At 75.2% G+C, this 17,487-nt stretch carries 18 protein-coding genes; 13 read left to right on the top strand and 5 right to left on the bottom strand.

Translation table 11 applies throughout. From position 1 onward, the window contains the following. The first annotated feature begins 10 nt into the window (after positions 1-10). The 4 genes from LIV55_RS15155 to LIV55_RS15140 are packed head-to-tail and all read left to right on the top strand — an operon-like array spanning position 11 to position 2,863. On the top strand, positions 11-1,234 hold the full coding sequence (locus LIV55_RS15155) for a molybdopterin molybdotransferase MoeA (protein WP_191564373.1): 1,224 nt from the start codon (positions 11-13) through the stop codon (positions 1,232-1,234). Then, entirely contained in the window at positions 1,231-1,722 is a 492-nt protein-coding gene (gene moaC / locus LIV55_RS15150) for a cyclic pyranopterin monophosphate synthase MoaC (protein ID WP_123090971.1), read from the top strand. Before LIV55_RS15155 ends, moaC begins: the two co-directional genes overlap by 4 nt. Beyond that, positions 1,719-2,624, top strand: a complete 906-nt coding sequence (locus LIV55_RS15145; protein WP_123090972.1) for an NTP transferase domain-containing protein — start codon at positions 1,719-1,721, stop codon at positions 2,622-2,624. Before moaC ends, LIV55_RS15145 begins: the two co-directional genes overlap by 4 nt. Beyond that, on the top strand, positions 2,621-2,863 hold the full coding sequence (locus LIV55_RS15140; RefSeq protein ID WP_068273741.1) for a MoaD/ThiS family protein: 243 nt from the start codon (positions 2,621-2,623) through the stop codon (positions 2,861-2,863). The genes LIV55_RS15145 and LIV55_RS15140 overlap by 4 nt, the downstream gene beginning before the upstream one ends. On the opposite strand, the gene moaA is transcribed toward LIV55_RS15140, so the two are convergent. The 3 genes from moaA to LIV55_RS15125 are packed head-to-tail and all read right to left on the bottom strand — an operon-like array spanning position 2,864 to position 4,796. After that, entirely contained in the window at positions 2,864-3,853 is a 990-nt protein-coding gene (gene moaA / locus LIV55_RS15135; RefSeq protein ID WP_229300799.1) for a GTP 3',8-cyclase MoaA, read from the bottom strand. Beyond that, complete coding sequence (locus LIV55_RS15130) at positions 3,847-4,281, bottom strand: molybdenum cofactor biosynthesis protein MoaE (protein WP_068273737.1); 435 nt, start codon at positions 4,279-4,281, stop codon at positions 3,847-3,849. Before LIV55_RS15130 ends, moaA begins: the two co-directional genes overlap by 7 nt. Continuing rightward, on the bottom strand, positions 4,278-4,796 hold the full coding sequence (locus tag LIV55_RS15125; RefSeq protein WP_123090973.1) for a MogA/MoaB family molybdenum cofactor biosynthesis protein: 519 nt from the start codon (positions 4,794-4,796) through the stop codon (positions 4,278-4,280). The genes LIV55_RS15130 and LIV55_RS15125 overlap by 4 nt, the downstream gene beginning before the upstream one ends. A 120-nt stretch (positions 4,797-4,916) precedes the next feature. Here LIV55_RS15125 and LIV55_RS15120 point away from each other — a divergent pair, with 120 nt between their 5' ends. The 3 genes from LIV55_RS15120 (at position 4,917) to LIV55_RS15110 (ending at position 6,809) form a co-directional block, all read left to right on the top strand. Further along, positions 4,917-5,270: an ArsR/SmtB family transcription factor gene (locus tag LIV55_RS15120; RefSeq protein WP_229300798.1), complete on the top strand. Its 354-nt coding sequence runs from the start codon at positions 4,917-4,919 to the stop codon at positions 5,268-5,270. Beyond that, the gene (locus tag LIV55_RS15115) at positions 5,267-5,767 is read left to right on the top strand and encodes an SRPBCC family protein (protein ID WP_229300797.1); all 501 of its coding nucleotides are present in this window, start codon (positions 5,267-5,269) and stop codon (positions 5,765-5,767) included. Before LIV55_RS15120 ends, LIV55_RS15115 begins: the two co-directional genes overlap by 4 nt. Before the next feature lie 151 nt (positions 5,768-5,918). Then, complete coding sequence (locus LIV55_RS15110; protein ID WP_229300796.1) at positions 5,919-6,809, top strand: homocysteine S-methyltransferase family protein; 891 nt, start codon at positions 5,919-5,921, stop codon at positions 6,807-6,809. Between the two features lie 77 nt (positions 6,810-6,886). Here LIV55_RS15110 and LIV55_RS15105 read toward each other — a convergent pair whose 3' ends face one another. Next, positions 6,887-8,041 (bottom strand): acyl-CoA dehydrogenase family protein, encoded by a 1,155-nt coding sequence (locus LIV55_RS15105; protein ID WP_123090977.1) that lies wholly within the window; start codon positions 8,039-8,041, stop codon positions 6,887-6,889. A 90-nt stretch (positions 8,042-8,131) separates the two neighbouring features. Here LIV55_RS15105 and LIV55_RS15100 point away from each other — a divergent pair, with 90 nt between their 5' ends. The 3 genes from LIV55_RS15100 to LIV55_RS15090 all read left to right on the top strand — a co-directional run bounded on the left by LIV55_RS15100 (position 8,132) and on the right by LIV55_RS15090 (position 11,052). Further along, a complete protein-coding gene (locus tag LIV55_RS15100; protein ID WP_224766963.1) occupies positions 8,132-8,746 on the top strand; it encodes a TetR/AcrR family transcriptional regulator in 615 nt (204 codons plus the stop codon). Positions 8,747-8,792: 46 nt separating this feature from the next. Further along, complete coding sequence (locus tag LIV55_RS15095; RefSeq protein ID WP_229300795.1) at positions 8,793-9,434, top strand: hypothetical protein; 642 nt, start codon at positions 8,793-8,795, stop codon at positions 9,432-9,434. 166 nt (positions 9,435-9,600) lie between these two features. Then, positions 9,601-11,052, top strand: coding sequence for a PepSY-associated TM helix domain-containing protein (locus tag LIV55_RS15090; protein WP_229300794.1), 1,452 nt, complete (start codon positions 9,601-9,603; stop codon positions 11,050-11,052). A gap of 113 nt (positions 11,053-11,165) precedes the next feature. On the opposite strand, the gene LIV55_RS15085 is transcribed toward LIV55_RS15090, so the two are convergent. Further along, positions 11,166-11,597: a DUF1772 domain-containing protein gene (locus LIV55_RS15085; RefSeq protein WP_229300793.1), complete on the bottom strand. Its 432-nt coding sequence runs from the start codon at positions 11,595-11,597 to the stop codon at positions 11,166-11,168. A gap of 101 nt (positions 11,598-11,698) precedes the next feature. Between LIV55_RS15085 and imuA' the strand changes: the two genes are divergently transcribed. From imuA' to LIV55_RS15070, 3 genes are read left to right on the top strand one after another with little or no spacing between them, the layout of a single operon-like run. Next, positions 11,699-12,397, top strand: coding sequence for a DnaE2-dependent mutagenesis accessory factor ImuA' (imuA', locus tag LIV55_RS15080; RefSeq protein ID WP_148041522.1), 699 nt, complete (start codon positions 11,699-11,701; stop codon positions 12,395-12,397). Then, positions 12,397-13,968: a DNA polymerase Y family protein gene (locus LIV55_RS15075; RefSeq protein ID WP_229300792.1), complete on the top strand. Its 1,572-nt coding sequence runs from the start codon at positions 12,397-12,399 to the stop codon at positions 13,966-13,968. Before imuA' ends, LIV55_RS15075 begins: the two co-directional genes overlap by 1 nt. Before the next feature lie 21 nt (positions 13,969-13,989). After that, positions 13,990-17,475 (top strand): error-prone DNA polymerase, encoded by a 3,486-nt coding sequence (locus tag LIV55_RS15070; protein ID WP_229300791.1) that lies wholly within the window; start codon positions 13,990-13,992, stop codon positions 17,473-17,475. The last annotated feature ends 12 nt before the right edge of the window (positions 17,476-17,487 follow it).

Genomic DNA, 17,487 nt, shown 5'->3' with positions numbered 1-17,487 from the left:
GCAGGCACCCGTGAGCACCACCCGCGAGCTGTTGACGCTCGAGCAGTACGTCGCCGAGGTCCTGCGCCTCGTGCCCGGCCCGACCCCGGTCGAGGTCGTCGCGCTCGACGACGCCCACGGCCGCGTGCTCGCGGGCGCGGTCACCGCGCGCGGCCAGGTCCCGGCCTTCGCCAACTCGGCGATGGACGGCTACGCCGTGCGCTGGGCGGACGTCGCGGACGCGCCCGTCGAGCTGGCCGTCGTCGGCGAGGTGCCCGCGGGCTCGCCGCACGACCCGGCGATCGGGCCGGGCGAGTGCGTGCGGATCATGACCGGCGCACCCGTGCCGGGCGACGCCGACACGATCGTGCCCGTCGAGCTCACCGACGGCGGCGAGCAGCGGGTCCACGTCACCGCAGCCCCCGAGCGCGGGCAGGGCGCCCACGTCCGCGGGGCCGGCGAGGACCTCCAGGCCGGCGACCTCGTCGCCGAGCCCGGCACCACGCTCACCGCACGGGTCCTCTCGTCCGTCGCCGCCGCCGGGCACGCCGAGGTGCCCGTGCGCCGCCGACCGGTCGTCGCCGTCGCCGCGACCGGCGACGAGCTCGTCGCCCCCGGTGGCGAGCTGGGGCGTGGTCAGGTCTACGAGTCCAACGCGACGCACCTCGCGGCGACCGCCCGCGAGCAGGGCGCCGACGTCGTCGTGCCGCCCACGGTGCGCGACGACGCCGCCCTCGTCGTGCGGGCCCTCGACGAGCTCGCCGCGCAGGCCGACGTCGTCGTCCTCACCGGTGGGGCGAGCGTCGGCGCCTACGACGTGGCCCGCGACGTGCTCACCGAGCACGCGGGCGCGACCTACCGTCACGTGCGCGTCCAGCCGGGCAAGCCCCAGGGCTGGGCGCTCTGGCAGGGCACCCCGGTCGTCGCGCTCCCGGGCAACCCGGTGAGCGCGGCCATCTCCTTCGAGGTCGTCGTGCGGCCGCTCCTCGACGCGCTGCTCGGCCGGGCGCCGCGCCCGACCACCCGCGCCGTCGCCGCGACCGGGTGGCGCTCGCCGCCCGGTCGGCGCCAGCTCGTCCCGGTGCGCATCACCCAGGGCGAGGACCTGCGCCCTCTCGCGACCCCGTCGCACCGCCGGGGGTCGGCGTCGCACATGGTGACCTCGCTCGCCGGTGCCGACGCGCTCGCCGAGGTGCCCGAGGAGACCACCGAGGTCGCCCCGGGCGACCTCCTGACGATCAGGAGCCTGGCATGAGCCACCCCCTCACCCATCTCGACGAGGGCGGGCACGCCCGCATGGTCGACGTCACCGAGAAGTCGCCGACCGTCCGGGCCGCGACCGCCGCCGGGTCGGTGCGGGTCGCGCCGGAGGTCGTCGCCCTGCTGCGCGACGGCGCCGTGCCGAAGGGGGACGTGCTCGCCGTCGCCCGCGTCGCGGGCATCCAGGCCGCGAAGAAGACCCCGGAGCTGCTCCCCCTCGCCCACGTCATCGGCGTGCACGGGTGCACCGTCGACCTGACGATCACCGACACGGGGGTCGACGTCGTCGCGACGGTGCGCACCGCCGACCGCACCGGTGTCGAGATGGAGGCGCTGACGAGCGTGAGCGTCGCAGCGCTCGCCGTCGTCGACATGGTCAAGGGCGTCGACCGCACCGCCCGCATCACCGACATCCGCGTGCTGAGCAAGCAGGGCGGGCGCTCCGGGTCGTGGACCCGCCCCGAGACGCAGGACCACGCATGAGCGCCGTCGAGTACGACGTCGTCGTCGTCGCCGGCGGCGCCGGCTCGCGCCTCGGAGGAGCGGTCAAGGCGGACCTCACCGTCGACGGCGAGCGCCTGCTCGACCGCGTCCTCGCGGCGACCGGGTCGGCGTCGACCCGCGTGCTCGTCGGGCGAGGCATCGACGCCCCCGACGACGTGGTGCGCACGCTCGAGGACCCCCCGTCCGGCGGCCCGGCGGCCGGCACCGACGCCGGGCTGCAGGCCGTGACGAGCCCCGCGCGGTGGACCCTGCTCCTCGCGAGCGATCTCGCCGACCCCGCCGCCGGCATCGCCACCCTGCTCGAGGCGGCGGCCCGCGCGGACGAGGACGGAGAGGACGACGTCGACGGTATCTGCCTGGCCGGTGACGCCGAGCACCCGCAGTGGCTCTTCGGCATCCACCGCACGGCGGCGCTGCGCGGCGCGGTCGAGTCTCTCGACACCGTGCGCAACCGCTCGATGAAGGCCCTGCTGTCCTCGCTGCGCCTCACCACCGTCGCCGTCGACCCGGCCGCGGTCGCCGACATCGACACCCCGACGGACGCCCGGACCTGGCAGGCGCAGCGCCCGGCCGACGCCCCCCGCGAGCCGCGGCTGCGCGGCGACGCCGCGACCGTGCAGCGCTGGCGGCAGTGGGTCGAGATGGCCTGCGAGGCGGTCGCGGTCGACCCCGATCTCGTCGACGTCGCCGGCATCCACGTCCTCACCAAGCAGGTCGCCCACGGCTACGACCGGCCGCTCGCGCCGGTGTCGTCCTACGTCCTCGGCCTGGCCGTCGGTGCGGCGCAGGCGCGCGGCGAGGAGGTCGACCAGGTCGCCCTGCGGCGGGCCATCGTCGCGACGATCGAGCAGGCACCCCCGGTGCCGGAGGAGCAGTCATGAGCGTGCAGGTCAGGTGGTTCGGCGGGGCGGCGGAAGCCGCCGGCGTCGAGGAGGAGCAGGTGCCCGAGGGCCTGCTGTCCGCGGTGCTCGCCGCGACGGTCGAGCGTCACGGCGACGCCGTGGCGCGCGTGCTGCCGCGGTGCGCGGTGCTCGTCGACGGGCGCAACGCCCAGGGCGAGGACCCGCAGGTGCCGACCGGCTCGGTCGTCGACGTGCTGCCCCCCTTCGCCGGGGGCTGATCAGCCGCCGATCGCGCTCATCGGGCGCGGTGGCTGGAGGAATCCGGGCTCGTCGATGCCGTGACCGGGGCGCTTGCCCGCGAGGCACGAGTGGAGCAGCGCGGTGACCTCCTCCTCGGAGGACCCGTCGCGAAGGGGGGTCCTCAGGTCGGTCTCGCCGCGGGCGAAGAGGCACGAGCGCAGCTGGCCGTCGGCGGTGAGGCGCAGCCGGTCGCACGCCCCGCAGAAGGGCATCGTCACCGACGCGATGATCCCGACCGTGCCGGGGCCGCCGTCGACGACGAAGCGCTCGGCCGGGGCCGCCCCGCGACCGGGCATCTCGACGAGGTCGAAGTCCTCGCGCAGCCACCCGAGGATCTCGGCGGCGGTGATCATCTCCGAGCGCTGCCACGTGTGACCGCCGTCGAGCGGCATCTGCTCGATGAAGCGCAGCTCGTAGCCGTGGTCGAGGGCCCACCGCAGCAGGTCGCCGGCCTCGTCGTCGTTGACGCCGCGCATGAGCACGGTGTTGATCTTGATGGGGGCGAGACCGGCTGCGTCGGCTGCGGCGATGCCGGCCATCGTGTCCTCGAAGCGGTCGCGCCGCGTCATCGAGGCGAAGCGGTCCGCCCGCAGGGTGTCGAGGCTGATGTTGACCCGGGCGAGGCCGGCGTCGGCCAGGGGCTGGGCGAGCTTGGGCAGGCGCAGCGCGTTGGAGGTCAGCGAGACCTCGACCGGGCCGTGCTCGCCGCTCATCGCGGCCACGCCGCGGACGACGTCGACGACGTCGGGGCGCAGCAGCGGCTCGCCACCGGTGAGCCGGACCTCGGTGATGCCGGCCGCGACCGCGACCTCGATGACGCGCAGGAGCTCGTCGGTCGTCAGCAGGTCGGGGGTGGGCAGCCAGGGCATGCCCTCGGCGGGCATGCAGTAGGTGCAGCGCAGGTTGCACCGGTCGGTGAGCGAGACCCGCAAGTCCCGGTGGACGCGTCCGTGGCCGTCGGTCAGCACGAGAGCCCGCTCCACTGGTGGCTGCCGTCGACCTCGTGCTGCTTCTTCCAGATCGGCACGCCGTGCTTGACCGCCTCGACGACGTCGCGGCACAGGGTGATCGCGAGGTCGCGGTGCGCGCTCGCGACGAGCACGACGAGGGCGAGGTCGCCGACCTCGAGGTGGCCGACGCGGTGCACGGCGACGACCTGGGCCTGGCCGTCGGGATCACCGGCGGCGACCGCGGCGGAGACGACGTCGTCGATGACACGGCCCGCGTCAGGGTGCGCGGAGTAGTCGAGCGAGACGACCTCGCCGGACGCCTCCGGGTCGTGGTCGCGGACCTGCCCGACGAAGGTGGAGACAGCCCCGTGCGAGGGGCCGCCCACCTCGGCCATGAGGGCCGTCAGGTCGATCGGGTCGGTCGCGATCTGGGCGCGCCAGGTCATCGGTGATCGCCTCCGTGGAGCTGGTCGAGCAGGTGGGCCAGCAGCGGGACGACGACCTCGAGGCCCTCGCGCACCGCCTTCGGGCTGCCGGGCAGATTGACGACGACGGCACCGGGGTGGTCTGCCGTCGCGTGGACGACGCCGGCGAGACCACGGGTGAGGACGGCGTGCGGGGTCTTCGTCGCGCCGTGGGCGCGGATCGCCTCGGCGACGCCGGGCAGCTCGGCGTCGAGGACCTCGCGCGTGCCCTCGGGCGTGCGGTCGCGCGGGCCGACACCGGTGCCCCCGGTCGAGACCACGACGCGCACCCCCTCGGCGAGCACCCGCCGCAGCTCGTCGCGCACGCTGTCGGCGCCGTCCGGCACGACCGAGGTCGTCACGACGAAGCCGGCACCCTCGAGGGCCTCGCGACCGGCCGGACCGGACAGGTCCTCGCGCTCACCACGGGCCGAGCGGTCCGACACGGTGAGGACATGGGCGCCCACGGGCGCGGTGGTCGGGGCTGGCTGCGTCATCACCCCCATCCTCTCACCACGCCCTGCGGCCCCGACGCCCCCTGGGGGGTGCGGGGACGGGAGCCGGCGGGACCGGCCCAGTCGTTGACCACCTGGTTAATCAACCGCTAGGTTAATCACATGGCAGACGAGCTGAGCACCACCTTCGCCGCCCTGGCCGACCCGACCCGGCGCGCGATCCTCACGCGCTTGGGCGACGGCGAGGCCACGGTGAGCGAGCTGGCGCAGCCCTTCGCCATGTCCCTGCCCGCCATCTCCAAGCACCTCTCGGTGCTCGAGCGGGCCGGGCTGATCTCGAAGACCCCCGACAGGCAGCGACGCCGCTGCCGCCTGGAGGCCACCCCGCTGCAGGACGCGACGGCGTGGCTCGAGCTCTACCGGGAGCACTGGGAGCGACGGCTGGACGACCTCGGCGACTACCTCGCCACCATGAGCACGCCCTCGACGCAGGGCACCACCCAGGAGAAGCCATGAGCACTGCACCCCGAGGCGCCCGCGAGCGCGCCACCGTCACCACCGACGGCCCGGAGCTGGTCATCACCCGCACCTTCGACGCCCCTGCCGATCTCGTCTTCGAGGTCATGACGACCCCCGAGCACGTGCGGCGGTGGTGGGGCGCCGGCCACGGCCAGGTCACCGTCTGCGAGATCGACCTGCGCGAGGGCGGGGCGTGGCACTTCGCCCAGCGCGCCGGCTCCTCGGGCGAGGAGGTGTCCTTCTCCGGTCACTACCGCACGATCGAGCGACCGGGCCACCTCGTGCACACCGAGCGCTTCGACAACCTCGAGTCGCCCTACTCGCTCGTCGACACGACATACACCGAGAGCGAGGGACGCACCCACCTGCGCGCGGTCATCACCTACGACTCCCCCGAGACCGTGCAGATGGTCGTCGAGTCGGGCATGGAGGGCGGCCTCCAGAGCTCCTACGACGCCGTCGACGACGTCCTCGCCGAGCTCGCCTCCCGCTAGCCCCTTCGATGGTCGAGGGACGAAGGCCCCCCAGGGCCTGAGCCTTGAGACCACCGCCGCGAAGTGGGACCGCTCCCGTCATGGAGGTGGCCCCCTTCGCCCGCCGAGCGGGACACTGCCTGGTCGGGGGGCCGACGGGGAGGGGATCGCCATGCAGTACGTCAGCGACGGAGGTCTGGAGACCGACCTCATCTACCACCACGGGGTGGACCTGCCGCACTTCGCGGCCTACGTGCTGCTGCGCGACGCGCCCGGCCGCGACCTGCTCCGGCAGTACTACGAGGGCTACGCGCGGGTCGCGGAGCGGCACGGCGTCGGGCTGCAGCTCGAGACGCCGACCTGGCGGGCGAGCAGCGACTGGGGCGACCTCCTCGGCGACGACGCCTCGGCCCTCGCCGCCGCCAACGCCGACGCGGTCGCCCTGCTGCGCGAGATCGGCGAGCAGTGGTCCGACCGCGTCCCGGCCGTGCGGGTCGTGGGGCAGATCGGCCCGAGGGGCGACGGCTACCGGCCGGGGGCACGGGTCGACCCGGACGAGGCCGCGGAGTACCACCGCCCGCAGGTCGCGGCTCTCGCAGGGGCGGGCGCTGACCACGTCGAGGTGCTGACCCTCACCGACGTCGGCGAGGCCGTCGGCGTCGTGCGCGCGGCGCGCGACGTCGGGGTGCCCGTGCGGGTGGGCTGGACCGTCGAGGTCGACGGGCGCCTGCCCGGCGGGACGAGCCTGCAGGAGGCGGTCGAGGCCACCGACGCCCAGGCCGCGCCGGACGCGTACATGGTCAACTGCGCCCACCCGCGGCACGTCGCCGCCGGGCTGAGCGGGCCGTGGGACCGCGTCCGTGGGCTCGAGGTCAACGCCTCCGAGCGCAGCCACGAGGAGGTCGACGCGATGACGAGCCTCGACCCCGGCGACCCGGCCGAGCTCGCCGCGGCCCACGTCGAGCTCGAGCTCTCGCTGCCGGCGCTCGAGGTGGTCGGGGGGTGCTGCGGCACCGACGCGACCCACGTCGGCGCGATCTGGGCCGCGCGGACGGGGGGCTGACCCCCCCCCCTTCGCCGGTGATTCGAAGAAGGACCGTCACCTCGAGGTGACGGCCCTTCTTCGAATCAGGGGACCTGCTACAGCCCGAGGTCGCGGCCGATGAGCTCCTTCATGATCTCGTTCGTGCCGGCCCAGATCTTGTGGACGCGGGCGTCGCGCCAGGCGCGGGCCACGCGGTACTCGGTCATGAAGCCGTACCCGCCGTGCAGCTGGACGCACTCGTCGAGCACGCCGCACTGGACCTCGGCGGCCCACCACTTGGCCTTCGCGGCGTCGACGGCGGTGAGACGGCCCTGCGCGTGCGCGGTGACGCAGTCGTCGACGTAGGCCTGCGTGACCTCGACCTTCGTCACGAGCTCGGCGATCTTGAACTTGTTGTGCTGGAAGGTGCCGATCGGCTGGCCGAAGGCCTTGCGCTCCTTCGTGTACGCGATCGTCTCGCGCAGGATCTGGTCGGCGCCGGCGATGTTGGCGATCGCGTTGCCGAGGCGCTCCTGCGGCAGCTTCTGCATCATCGCGACGAAGCCCATGCCCTCGGGGCCGAGGAGGCGGTCGGCGGGCACGCGCACGTCGTCGAAGAAGAGCTCGGAGGTGTCGGACTCGGGCTGACCGATCTTGTCCAGCGGGTTGCCCTTGGTGAAGCCCGCGTCGCCGGCCTCGAGGACGAAGAGCGAGATGCCCTTGGCCCCCTTCGTCGGGTCGGTCCGCGCGGCGACGACCGCGAGGTCGCACTGGTGGCCGTTGGTGATGAAGGTCTTGCTGCCGTTGATGACCCAGTCGCCCGAGCCGTCGTCGGCGCGCACGGCGGTCGTCTTCAGCGCGGCGAGGTCGGAGCCGCCGGAGGGCTCGGTCATGCCGATCGACAGGATCGTCTCGCCGGTGACGACCGTCGGCAGCCAGCGCTGCTTCTGCTCCTCGGTGCCGAGCGCGACGACGTACGGCGCGGTGATGTCGGAGTGGATGCCGAAGCACGACGCGGTCGCGGCGTTGAAGGCCGCGAGCTCCTCGGCGAGGACGGCGTTGAAGCGGTAGTCGTCGATGCCCGCGCCGCCGAACTCCTCGGGGATCGTCAGGCCGAAGAAGCCCTGCTTGCCCGCCTCGAGCCACACCTCGCGCGGGATCCGGTGCTCGCGGATCATCTCCTCCGCACGGGGGACGAGCGTGCGCTCGACGAACTCCTTGACGGAGGCGCGGAAGGACTCGTGGTCCTCGTCGTAGATGTTGCGGGGCATGCCTGATGGCCTCTCGCTCGCGGTGGTTGGGACGCGCCCAGCATGGCTAAGCGCTTGCTTAGCGTAGGCGTCGCCGGGCATGCTGGGCAAGTGACGAGCACCTCATCCGCGACGCCGTCGAGCGAGTCGCCCACCGTGTCCCGCCTCTACGAGGCGGCGGCAGATGCCTTCGGCGCGAAGGGGTTCCACGCGACGACGACCCGAGACATCGCCTCTCGGGCCGGGCTGTCCCCCGCGGGCGTGTACGTCCACTTCGCCTCGAAGGAGGACCTGCTCTTCCAGCTCTCCCGCGAGGGGCACACCGTCGCCCGCGACGCGCTGGCCCGCGCCGCCGCGCGCTCGAGCGCCCCGGCCGAGACGCTCCGCTCGATGATCGGCGCCTTCGCCCGCTGGCACGCCGAGCAGCACCAGGTGGCCCGGATCGTCCAGTACGAGTTCCGCCACCTCTCCCCCGAGCACCAGCACGAGGTGCTCACCCTGCGTCGTGAGATCGACGCGGTCGTGCGCGGGGTCGTCGACGAAGGGGTGGCCTCGGGCGACTTCGAGGTCGAGGACACCCACGCGGCCGCGCTCGCGCTGCTCTCGCTCGTCGTCGACGTCGCCCGCTGGTACCACCCGGGCGTGCAGCAGACCCCGGAGCAGATCGAGCAGACCTACGGCGCGCTCGCCCTCCGGCTCGTCGGCGCCTCGCCCCACCCGGGCTGATCGCGCCCGACCGGCGCGCCCGGCCCACCTCTGCCATCATCACCGCATGACCAGCCGGGGCGGCGCGATCGCGCGCGGGAGCGCGGCCGCCGCGCTCGCCACCGCGGTCGCCCTGTGCTCGCACGTCCTAGCCGGCGGCGCCGTGCCGCACGTGCTCGGGGTCGTCGTCCCGCTCGCCCTCGCCGTGCCCGCGTGCACCCTGCTCGCCCGGTGGCGCCCGGCCCTGCCGCGCCTGGGCTCCTCGGTGGCCGTGAGCCAGCTGCTCTTCCACACCCTCTTCTCGCTCGGCGTGGCCCCGGGCGGTGCCGGTCATCTCGAGCACGTGCGTCAGACCGGGCACCTCGGCCAGCTCGGGCTCACCGCCCAGGGCGAGGCCCTGCTGACGACGACCACGACCGGCGCGCACACGATGCCCTCGAGCTCGATGTGGCTCGCGCACCTCGTCGCAGCCGTCGTGACGACCGCGGCGCTGCACCGCGGCGAGGAGGTGTCGCGCCGGCTGCACGTGCTCGCCCTGGCGGTCGCGGCCTTCCTCGCCCCTCCCGCCCCGGTGCACCTCGCCCGACCTGGCACCGACGTGCGACCGGCCCCCGCGCCCCGCGCGCTGCCGACCGCCCGGCTCGTCGAGCTCGCGCAGGAGATCAGCCGCAGGGGCCCGCCGTCGGGCCTCGCCGACTCCTTCGCCTGACCCCCGCCTCCGGCGAGGGGTCGTCGGCGACACCTGCCGTGCCCAGCATGGACGGCCCGTCTCGCCACCCGCGCACCGCGACGGCCTCTCGTCGCGCGAGCGCTCCCCCTTCGTCATCGCGCCGACCCGGCAGCCCGGGCGGCGACGCACCAGGAAGCGACCCCCCATGTCGACGACCACGTCGAGCACGACCTCCCCCACCCCACCCCTGCCATCTGCCGCGCCACCCGGGCGCGACCGCCCCGCCCGCGGATGGCTGCCGCAGCTGCTCCTGCGGCTGCACTTCTACGCCGGGCTGCTCGTCGGCCCCTTCGTCCTCGTCGCCGCGCTCACCGGGGCGATCTACGCGCTGACGCCGAGCATCGAGCGCGTCGTCTACGCCGAGCAGCTGAGCACCGACGGCACCGGCGTGCACCGCCCCCTGTCCGAGCAGGTGGCGACGGCCCAGGCGTACACGGGCGGCGAGCGCGTCGCCGCCGTGCGCCCCGCCCCCGACGCCGGGTCGACGACGCGGGTGATGTTCGCCGCCCCCGGTCTCGGCGAGAGCGAGAGCCGGGCGATCTTCGTCGACCCGTACACGAACGCCGTGCGCGGCGACCTCACCGTCTACGGCACGAGCGGCGCGCTGCCCGTACGCACCTGGGTCGACCAGCTGCACCGCGGGCTCCACCTCGGCGAGCCCGGGCGGCTCTACAGCGAGCTCGCCGCCTCGTGGCTGTGGGTCGTCGCCCTCGCCGGTCTCGGCCTGTGGGTGCGCCGGCTGCGGCGCACCCGGCGGCTGCGCGAGATGCTCCTGCCCCCACGAGGACGGGCCGGCTACCGGCGCACCCGCGACCGGCACGCCGCGGTCGGCGCGTGGGTGCTCATCGGGGCGCTCGGGCTCTCCGCGACCGGCATCACGTGGTCGCAGCTCGCCGGCGAGCGGGTCACCGACCTCCGGGCGCAGCTGGGCTGGTCAGCACCGGCCCTCGACACCGAGCTGTCGGGCGGGACGGCCGCGGCGGGTGCGCACCACGCGGGCCACCACGGCGACGGCGGGTCCGGTGAGGCCCCGCGCGTCGCACCGGTGAGCTTCGACGCGGTCCTCGGGGCGGCCCGGCAGGCGGGCATCGACGCCGGCCAGGTCGAGGTCTCCGCCCCGGCGGCGGAGGGCAGCGCGTGGGTGGTCCGTGAGATCCGGGCCGCCTACCCCACCGAGGTCGACACCGTCGCCGTCGACGGCGACACCCTCGAGGTGACCGACCGGGTGACCTTCGCCGAGCACCCCTTCGTCGCCAAGCTCGCTCGCTGGGGCATCGACCTGCACATCGGCGCCCTCTTCGGCGTCGCCAACCAGGTGGCGCTCTTCGTCCTCGCGTGCGGCATCGCGGCGAGCGTCGTGTGGGGCTACGCGATGTGGTGGCGACGGGGGACCACCCGGCCCGGACGGGTCGGCGGACGCGCCCCGGCGCGCGGCGCTCTCGCCCGGGCCCCGTGGTGGGGGCTCGTGGGCGTCGCGGCGGTGGCCGTCGTCATCGGCCTGGCCCTGCCGCTCGTCGGGATCTCGCTGCTCGTCTTCGTGCTCGTCGACTCCGGTCGGGGGCTGCTCGCCCGGCGACGAGAGGTCGGCGCGGCCTGACCAGACGCGGCGCCCGTCGCACGGCTCGGTCCGGTGAGCGCGGATCGCCGCTACGTCATCGGCGTGACGGCGATTCGTGCTCACTCGATGCGAGGGCCAGATGTGCCCGACGCTCAGGCGAGGAGGAGGACCGCGCCGGCCACGGCGACGAGCGCACCGGCGGTGCGCACGTGGTCGGCGCGGGCCAGCCGGCGCAGCAGACGCGCACGCTCCTGCTCGTCGGCCCCCCTGCCCAGACGACCGTGGGTCGGGGCCGCGACGAGCGCCGTCGTGACGACCGCGACGAGCGTCCCGGCAGCCGCGAGCCAGCCCGCCGCGACGGCCGGGTGCGCGACGAGCTGCCACGCGACGACGAGGACGAGCGGCGGGTAGATCACGGCGACGACCGGGGTGATCCGGCGCGAGTGGGCGGCGTGGGCACCGGCCCACCGCTCGTGCCCGACCTCGGCGAGCGCCGGGTAGACGACGCGGTCGACCGTCAGCTGGAAGCCGAGGTGCGCACCGGCGAGCAGCACGAGCCACGGGGTCGGCTCGAGCAGGCTCATCGGGGCGTCCGCAAGGGCATGGCTGGAGGCTATCCGGCCGCTCGGCGCACGGGGTGGACGCGAGGTTGACCACGCCAGTCGAACAGGTGTTCGATGACGTCATGCCCGAGATCGACATCGCCGCCCTGAGAGACCGGGTGCGTGCGATGGAGCGTACGACGAGCACCCGAGAGCCGCTCTCGCGCTCCGCGGTCGTCGACGCGCTCGTCCCCGGCGGGCTCGTCGCGGGCTGCACCTACGCGGTGCACGGCTCGCACACCCTGCTCCTCAGCCTCCTCGCCGGCGGCTCGGCGCAGGGCCGCTGGTGCGGGCTCGTCGGGCTGCCCGACCTCGGCGTCGAGTCGGCCCGCGGGCTGGGTCTCGACCTGGAGCGCACCCTCGCCGTGCCCTCCCCCGGCGAGACCTGGGTCGAGACGACCGCGACCCTCGTCGAGGCCCTCCCCCTCGTCGCCGTCCGCCCGCCGCACACCCCGTCGCGCGCTGACGTCACCCGGCTCTCCGCCCGGCTGCGTGCCCGCTCCGCCGCCCTCGTCGTCCTGCTCGACGACGCCCCCGGCGAGCAGACCCGGTGGCCCGGGGTCGAGGCGAGCGTGCGCGTGCTCTCGCAGTCGTGGACCGGTCTGGCCGACGGCCGCGGTCGGCTGCTCGGCCGCGAGCTCGTCGCCGAGGTCCGCCCGCGCAGCGCCCCCGTCCGTCAGGTGGCGCTCGTCCAGCGGCCCGACGGCCTCGTCGGCCTGCCGGGCGCGAGCGACGACGCCACGCGGCGCGACCGGCGCGGGCTGCTCGAGGCGGCGAGCTGATGGCCCGCGCCGCCGTGCGCACCGGCACGACCGCGCTCGCCTCCGGCGGCCGACGGCTCGTCCTGTGGTGCCCCGACTGGCCGGTCCGCGCGGCCGTCTGGGACGCGGGCGAGGGCTCCCCCCTTCGCCTGAGCGAGCCGATCGGGCTCGTGGCGAAGGGGGAGATCCACGCCTGCTCCGCCGCGGCCCGCGGGCTCGGCGTGCGGCGCGGGCTGCGCGTGCGCGAGGCGCAGTCGCGCTGCCCCGAGCTGCTCACCCTCACCCACGACCCGGGCGCCGACGAGCGGCTCTTCGCCAGCCTGCTGCCCGACCTCGAGGAGGTCGTCGCCGGGGTCGAGGTCGTCCGTCCGGGCACGGCGACCCTCGTCGTCGACGGCCCGGCCCGCTTCCACGGGGGCGAGGTGCCGGTCGGGGCGCTGCTGTGCGAGCGGCTCGTCGGGCGCGGCGTCGACGACGTGCGGGCCGGTGTCGCCGACACGGTCTTCGCCGCCGAGCAGGTCGCCCGCGTCACCGGGGCCCAGGACTGCGCGGCGCTGCCCGGCGAGCAGACCGCCGACTTCCTCGCGCCGCTGCCCGTCACCGCCCTCGGCGAGCCCGATCTCGCCGACCTGTGGCGCCGTCTCGGGCTGCGCACCCTCGGCGACCTGGCCCTGCTCGACGAGGCCGACGTGCGGGCCCGCTTCGGCGAGCACGGGGTGCGCTGCCACCGCACGGCGCGGGGTCTCGAGGACGCGACCTTCCTGCCCCGGCGGCCACCGGCGACCCATGAGGAGAGCGCGCACTTCGAGCACGCGCTGCGGCGCGCCGAGCAGGTCGTCACCGGTGCCGGCGCGGCCGCGCAGCGGCTCGTCGACTCCCTCGAGCGCGAGCACCTCGTGTGCACCGCGGTGTGGGTCGAGGTCGTCACCGACTCCGGGCGCACGCTCCAGCGACGCTGGGCCCATCCCCGGTTCTTCCACGCCGCGGCGCTGCTCGACCGGCTCGCGTGGACCCTCGACGCCGAGGCCCCCGGCGCCCCGGTGAGCGAGGTGCGTCTCGTGCCCGACGAGACCGCCGACGTCACCGCCGTCGCCGACGGGCTGTGGTCGGACCCGGCCGGCGAGCAGGTGCGCCAGGCCGCCTCGCGCATCCAGTCCGCCCTCGGGCACGACGCCGTCGGTCGGCCCGAGCCCGTCGGCGGGCGGGGGCCGGCCGAGCGGCAGCGGCTCGTCCCGTGGGGCGTGGCCGCGCCACGTGTCGACGACGCGCCCTGGCCCGGGCACCTGCCGGCGCCCGCGCCGGCGAGCGTCTACACCGCCCCCGCCCCCGCCGAGCTGCTCGACCGCGGCGGCCATCTCGTCGGTGTCACCGAGCGCGGGGCCGTGAGCGCCTCGCCCGCCACGGTCCGGGCGACCCCGGGCGGCCCGGCCCGTCCGGTCCAGGGGTGGGCCGGGCCCTGGCCCGCCGACGAGCGCTGGTGGGCGCCCGACGGGCGGCGCACCGCGCGCCTGCAGGTCGTCGACGTCACCGGTCAGGCCTGGCTGCTCCTGCACGCCGACGGGCAGTGGTGGACCGAGGCCCGGTATGACTGACATCTCGCCCGAGGTCTCCTGATGGGCTGGCACAACCCCCAGCAGAGCTGGTCGCAGCTCGAGCGGGTCCTCTCCGACACCCGGCTCACCCGCGAGGGCCTGCCGTGGCCCGACGGCGGCGACGCGCCGGGGTGGTCGCGCAAGCGCGAGGCGTACACCCCTCCCCCGCGCATCGACCGGCCCCGTCCCGGGACGACCCGGCCGTACGCCGAGCTGCACGCGCACTCGCACTTCTCCTTCCTCGACGGCGCGAGCAGCCCCCAGGAGCTCGTCGAGGAGGCGGTGCGGCTCGGGCTCACGGGGCTGGCCGTCACCGACCACGACGGGCTCTACGGCGCGGTGCGCCTCGCCGAGGCCGCCGAGAGCCACGACCTCGGCACGGTCTTCGGCACCGAGCTCTCCCTCGGGCTGCCCGAGCCGCAGGCCGGGGTCGCCGACCCCGTCGGCGAGCACCTCCTCCTCCTCGCCCGCGGGCCCGAGGGCTACCACCGCCTCTCCTCCACCCTGACAACCGGGCAGCTCGCCGGCGAGAAGGGCCGGCCCGTGCACGACCTGCGCCGGGTCGCCGACGAGCTGGCCGGTCATGTCGTCGTGCTCACCGGCTGCCGCAAGGGCGCGGTGCGCCGGGCCCTCGCCGGACCGGGCGGGGGCGGGCCCCCCGTCGGGCCCCTCGACCTCGACGCCGCCGAGCGGGCGCTGCGCGCCCAGCAGGAGACCTTCGGGCACGACGCCGTGCTCGTCGAGGTGAGCCATCGTGGGCTGCCCGGCGACGACCACCTCGCCGACGCCCTCGCCGAGGTCGCCCGTCGGGCCGGCGCCCCGGTCGTCGCGACGACGGGGGCGCACGTCGCCCGGCCCGACGCCGCCCGGCTCGCCCAGGTCGTCGCCGCGGTGCGCGCCCGGCGCAGCCTCGACGAGCTCGACGGCTGGATCGCCGGCACCGGCGCGGCCCACCTGCGCTCCGGCGAGGAGATGCACCGGCTGCTCGGGCACATCCCCGGCGCGGTCGAGCTCACCGTCGACGTCGCCGCCGAGTGCGCCTTCTCGTTGCGCCGGGCCACCCCGCGGCTGCCGCAGCACCACGTGCCCGAGGGCCACACGGCGATGTCGTGGCTGCGCGAGCTCGTCGCCCGGGGCATGCCGCGGCGCTACCCCCACGCGACCGCCGCCCACCACGAGCGGATCGAGCGCGAGCTCTCGGTCATCGAGACCAAGGACTTCGCCGGCTACTTCGTCATCGTCCACGACATCGCCGCCTTCGCCCGCGAGCAGGGGATCCTGCACCAGGGCCGCGGCTCGGCGGCCAACTCCGCGGTCTGCTACGCCCTGGGCATCACGGCGATCGACTCGATCTACTACGACCTGCCCTTCGAGCGCTTCCTCGCGACGACCCGCGACGAGGAGCCCGACATCGACCTCGACCTCGACTCCGACCGCCGCGAGGAGGTCATCCAGTGGGTCTACGCCCGCTACGGCCGGGTCAACGCCGCGCAGGTCGCCAACGTCATCACCTACCGCCCCCGCTCTGCGGTGCGCGACGTCGCCAAGGCGCTCGGCCACTCGACGGGCCAGCAGGACGCGTGGAGCAAGACCATCGACGGGTGGGGCGAGGTCCTCGACGGCCACCACGACATCCCCGCCCCCGTCGTCGAGCTCGCCGAGGAGCTGCTCGGCGCACCCCGCCACCTCGGCATCCACTCCGGCGGCATGGTGCTCACCGAGCGACCGGTGAGCGAGGTCTGCCCGATCGAGCCGGCCCGGATGGAGGACCGCACCGTCCTGCAGTGGGACAAGGACGACTGCGCGTGGATGGGCCTGGTGAAGTTCGACCTGCTCGGGCTGGGGATGCTCGGCTGCATCCAGCACACCTTCGACCACCTGCGCCACCACCTCGGCGAGCAGTGGAGCCTCGAGCGGATCACCAAGGAGGAGGCGGCCGTCTACGACATGCTGTGCCGCGCCGACTCCATCGGCGTCTTCCAGGTCGAGAGCCGCGCGCAGATCGGCACGCTCACCCGGCTGCTGCCCCGCCGCTTCTACGACCTCGTCGTCGAGATCGCGCTCATCCGGCCCGGCCCCATCCAGGGCGGCGCGATCCACCCCTACATCCGCCGGCGCACCGGTGCCGAGCCGGTCACCTACCTCCACCCGAAGCTCGTGCCGGTGCTCGAGCGCACGATGGGCGTCCCGCTCTTCCAGGAGCAGCTCATGCAGATGGCGGTCGCCGTCGGCGGGTGCACCGGTGACGACGCCGACCTGCTGCGCCGGGCGATGGGCTCCAAGCGGGGGGTCGAGAAGATCGCCAGCCTGCGCGAGCGGCTCTACGAGGGCATGGCCGCCAACGGCATCACCGGCGAGGTCGCCGACGACATCTACGCCAAGATCGAGGCCTTCGCGAACTTCGGCTTCGCCGAGAGCCACGCCCTGTCCTTCGGGCTGCTCGTCTACGCGAGCAGCTGGCTCAAGCTGCACTACCCCGCGGCCTTCCTCGCCGGGCTGCTGCGCAGCCAGCCGATGGGCTTCTACTCACCGCAGACCCTCGTCGCCGACGCCCGCCGGCACGGCGTCGAGGTCGCCCGCCCGTGCCTGCTCGCCTCCTCGGTCCACGCCGATCTCGAGGCGGGCGGCGAGGTGCCCCGGTGGGCGGGTGAGGAGGACCTGCCAGGCGAAGGGGGACCCGCCCCTGCCGGCGGGTACGTCCGCCCGAGCGGGATGGAGAGCTGCCTCGAGCGCGAGCAGCCGGCGATCCCTCCCTTCGACCCCGACGCCCCCGAGCCCGGTGCGGCCCACCGGCGCGACGCCCACCTGCGGGTGCGGCTCGGGCTGAGCGACGTCACGGGCATCGACGTGCCGACGGCGGAGCGGGTCGTCGCCGAGCGCGAGGCGAACGGCCCCTTCGTCTCGCTCGTCGACCTCACCCGGCGGGTCGAGCTCACCGCGCCGCAGGTCGAGGCGCTGGCGACGGCCGGGGCCTTCGACGCGCTCGGGCTGACCCGTCGCCAGGCGCTGTGGGGCGCCGGGGCGGCGGCGCGCGAGCGGCCCGGCCAGCTCGAGGTCGTCACCCCCCACGTCGGGGCGCCGGAGCTGCCGGAGATGAGCGCGCGCGAGAGCACCGTCGCCGACCTGTGGTCGACGGGCATCGCGACGGGCGACCACCCGATCGCGCACGAGCGCGGCTTCCTCGACAGCATGGGGGTGCTCTCCGCGCAGGAGCTGCGCACCGCCGAGAGCGACCAGCGGGTCACGGTCGCCGGTCTCGTCACCCACCGTCAGCGGCCCGCGACCGCGCAGGGCGTGACCTTCCTCAGCCTCGAGGACGAGACGGGGATGATCAACGTCATCTGCTCGGTCGGGGTCTTCCGCCGCTACCGACCGCACTCGCGCACGGCCTCCGCGCTGCTCGTGCGCGGCACGCTCGAGCGGCGCTCCGGCGCGATCAACGTCGTCGCCGACCGGCTCGAGCGCCTGCCGGTCGCAGCAGCCACCCGGTCGCGGGACTTCCGCTGACCGGGTGGCCGG

Source organism: Janibacter melonis, from assembly GCF_020567375.1.
GTDB lineage: Bacteria > Actinomycetota > Actinomycetes > Actinomycetales > Dermatophilaceae > Marihabitans > Marihabitans melonis.
This window is presented reverse-complemented; position numbering and strand designations above follow the sequence as displayed.

Excerpts from the sequence above, each read along its gene's own strand:
- moaC (WP_123090971.1), top strand. The coding sequence starts at position 1,231 with ATGAGCCACCCCCTCACCCATCTCGACGAGGGCGGGCACGCCCGCATG.
- LIV55_RS15145 (WP_123090972.1), top strand. The coding sequence starts at position 1,719 with ATGAGCGCCGTCGAGTACGACGTCGTCGTCGTCGCCGGCGGCGCCGGC.
- LIV55_RS15140 (WP_068273741.1), top strand. The coding sequence starts at position 2,621 with ATGAGCGTGCAGGTCAGGTGGTTCGGCGGGGCGGCGGAAGCCGCCGGC.
- LIV55_RS15130 (WP_068273737.1), bottom strand. The coding sequence starts at position 4,281 with ATGACCTGGCGCGCCCAGATCGCGACCGACCCGATCGACCTGACGGCC.
- LIV55_RS15125 (WP_123090973.1), bottom strand. The coding sequence starts at position 4,796 with ATGACGCAGCCAGCCCCGACCACCGCGCCCGTGGGCGCCCATGTCCTC.
- LIV55_RS15120 (WP_229300798.1), top strand. The coding sequence starts at position 4,917 with ATGGCAGACGAGCTGAGCACCACCTTCGCCGCCCTGGCCGACCCGACC.
- LIV55_RS15115 (WP_229300797.1), top strand. The coding sequence starts at position 5,267 with ATGAGCACTGCACCCCGAGGCGCCCGCGAGCGCGCCACCGTCACCACC.
- LIV55_RS15110 (WP_229300796.1), top strand. The coding sequence starts at position 5,919 with ATGCAGTACGTCAGCGACGGAGGTCTGGAGACCGACCTCATCTACCAC.
- LIV55_RS15105 (WP_123090977.1), bottom strand. The coding sequence starts at position 8,041 with ATGCCCCGCAACATCTACGACGAGGACCACGAGTCCTTCCGCGCCTCC.
- LIV55_RS15095 (WP_229300795.1), top strand. The coding sequence starts at position 8,793 with ATGACCAGCCGGGGCGGCGCGATCGCGCGCGGGAGCGCGGCCGCCGCG.
- LIV55_RS15090 (WP_229300794.1), top strand. The coding sequence starts at position 9,601 with ATGTCGACGACCACGTCGAGCACGACCTCCCCCACCCCACCCCTGCCA.
- LIV55_RS15085 (WP_229300793.1), bottom strand. The coding sequence starts at position 11,597 with ATGAGCCTGCTCGAGCCGACCCCGTGGCTCGTGCTGCTCGCCGGTGCG.
- imuA' (WP_148041522.1), top strand. The coding sequence starts at position 11,699 with ATGCCCGAGATCGACATCGCCGCCCTGAGAGACCGGGTGCGTGCGATG.
- LIV55_RS15075 (WP_229300792.1), top strand. The coding sequence starts at position 12,397 with ATGGCCCGCGCCGCCGTGCGCACCGGCACGACCGCGCTCGCCTCCGGC.
- LIV55_RS15070 (WP_229300791.1), top strand. The coding sequence starts at position 13,990 with ATGGGCTGGCACAACCCCCAGCAGAGCTGGTCGCAGCTCGAGCGGGTC.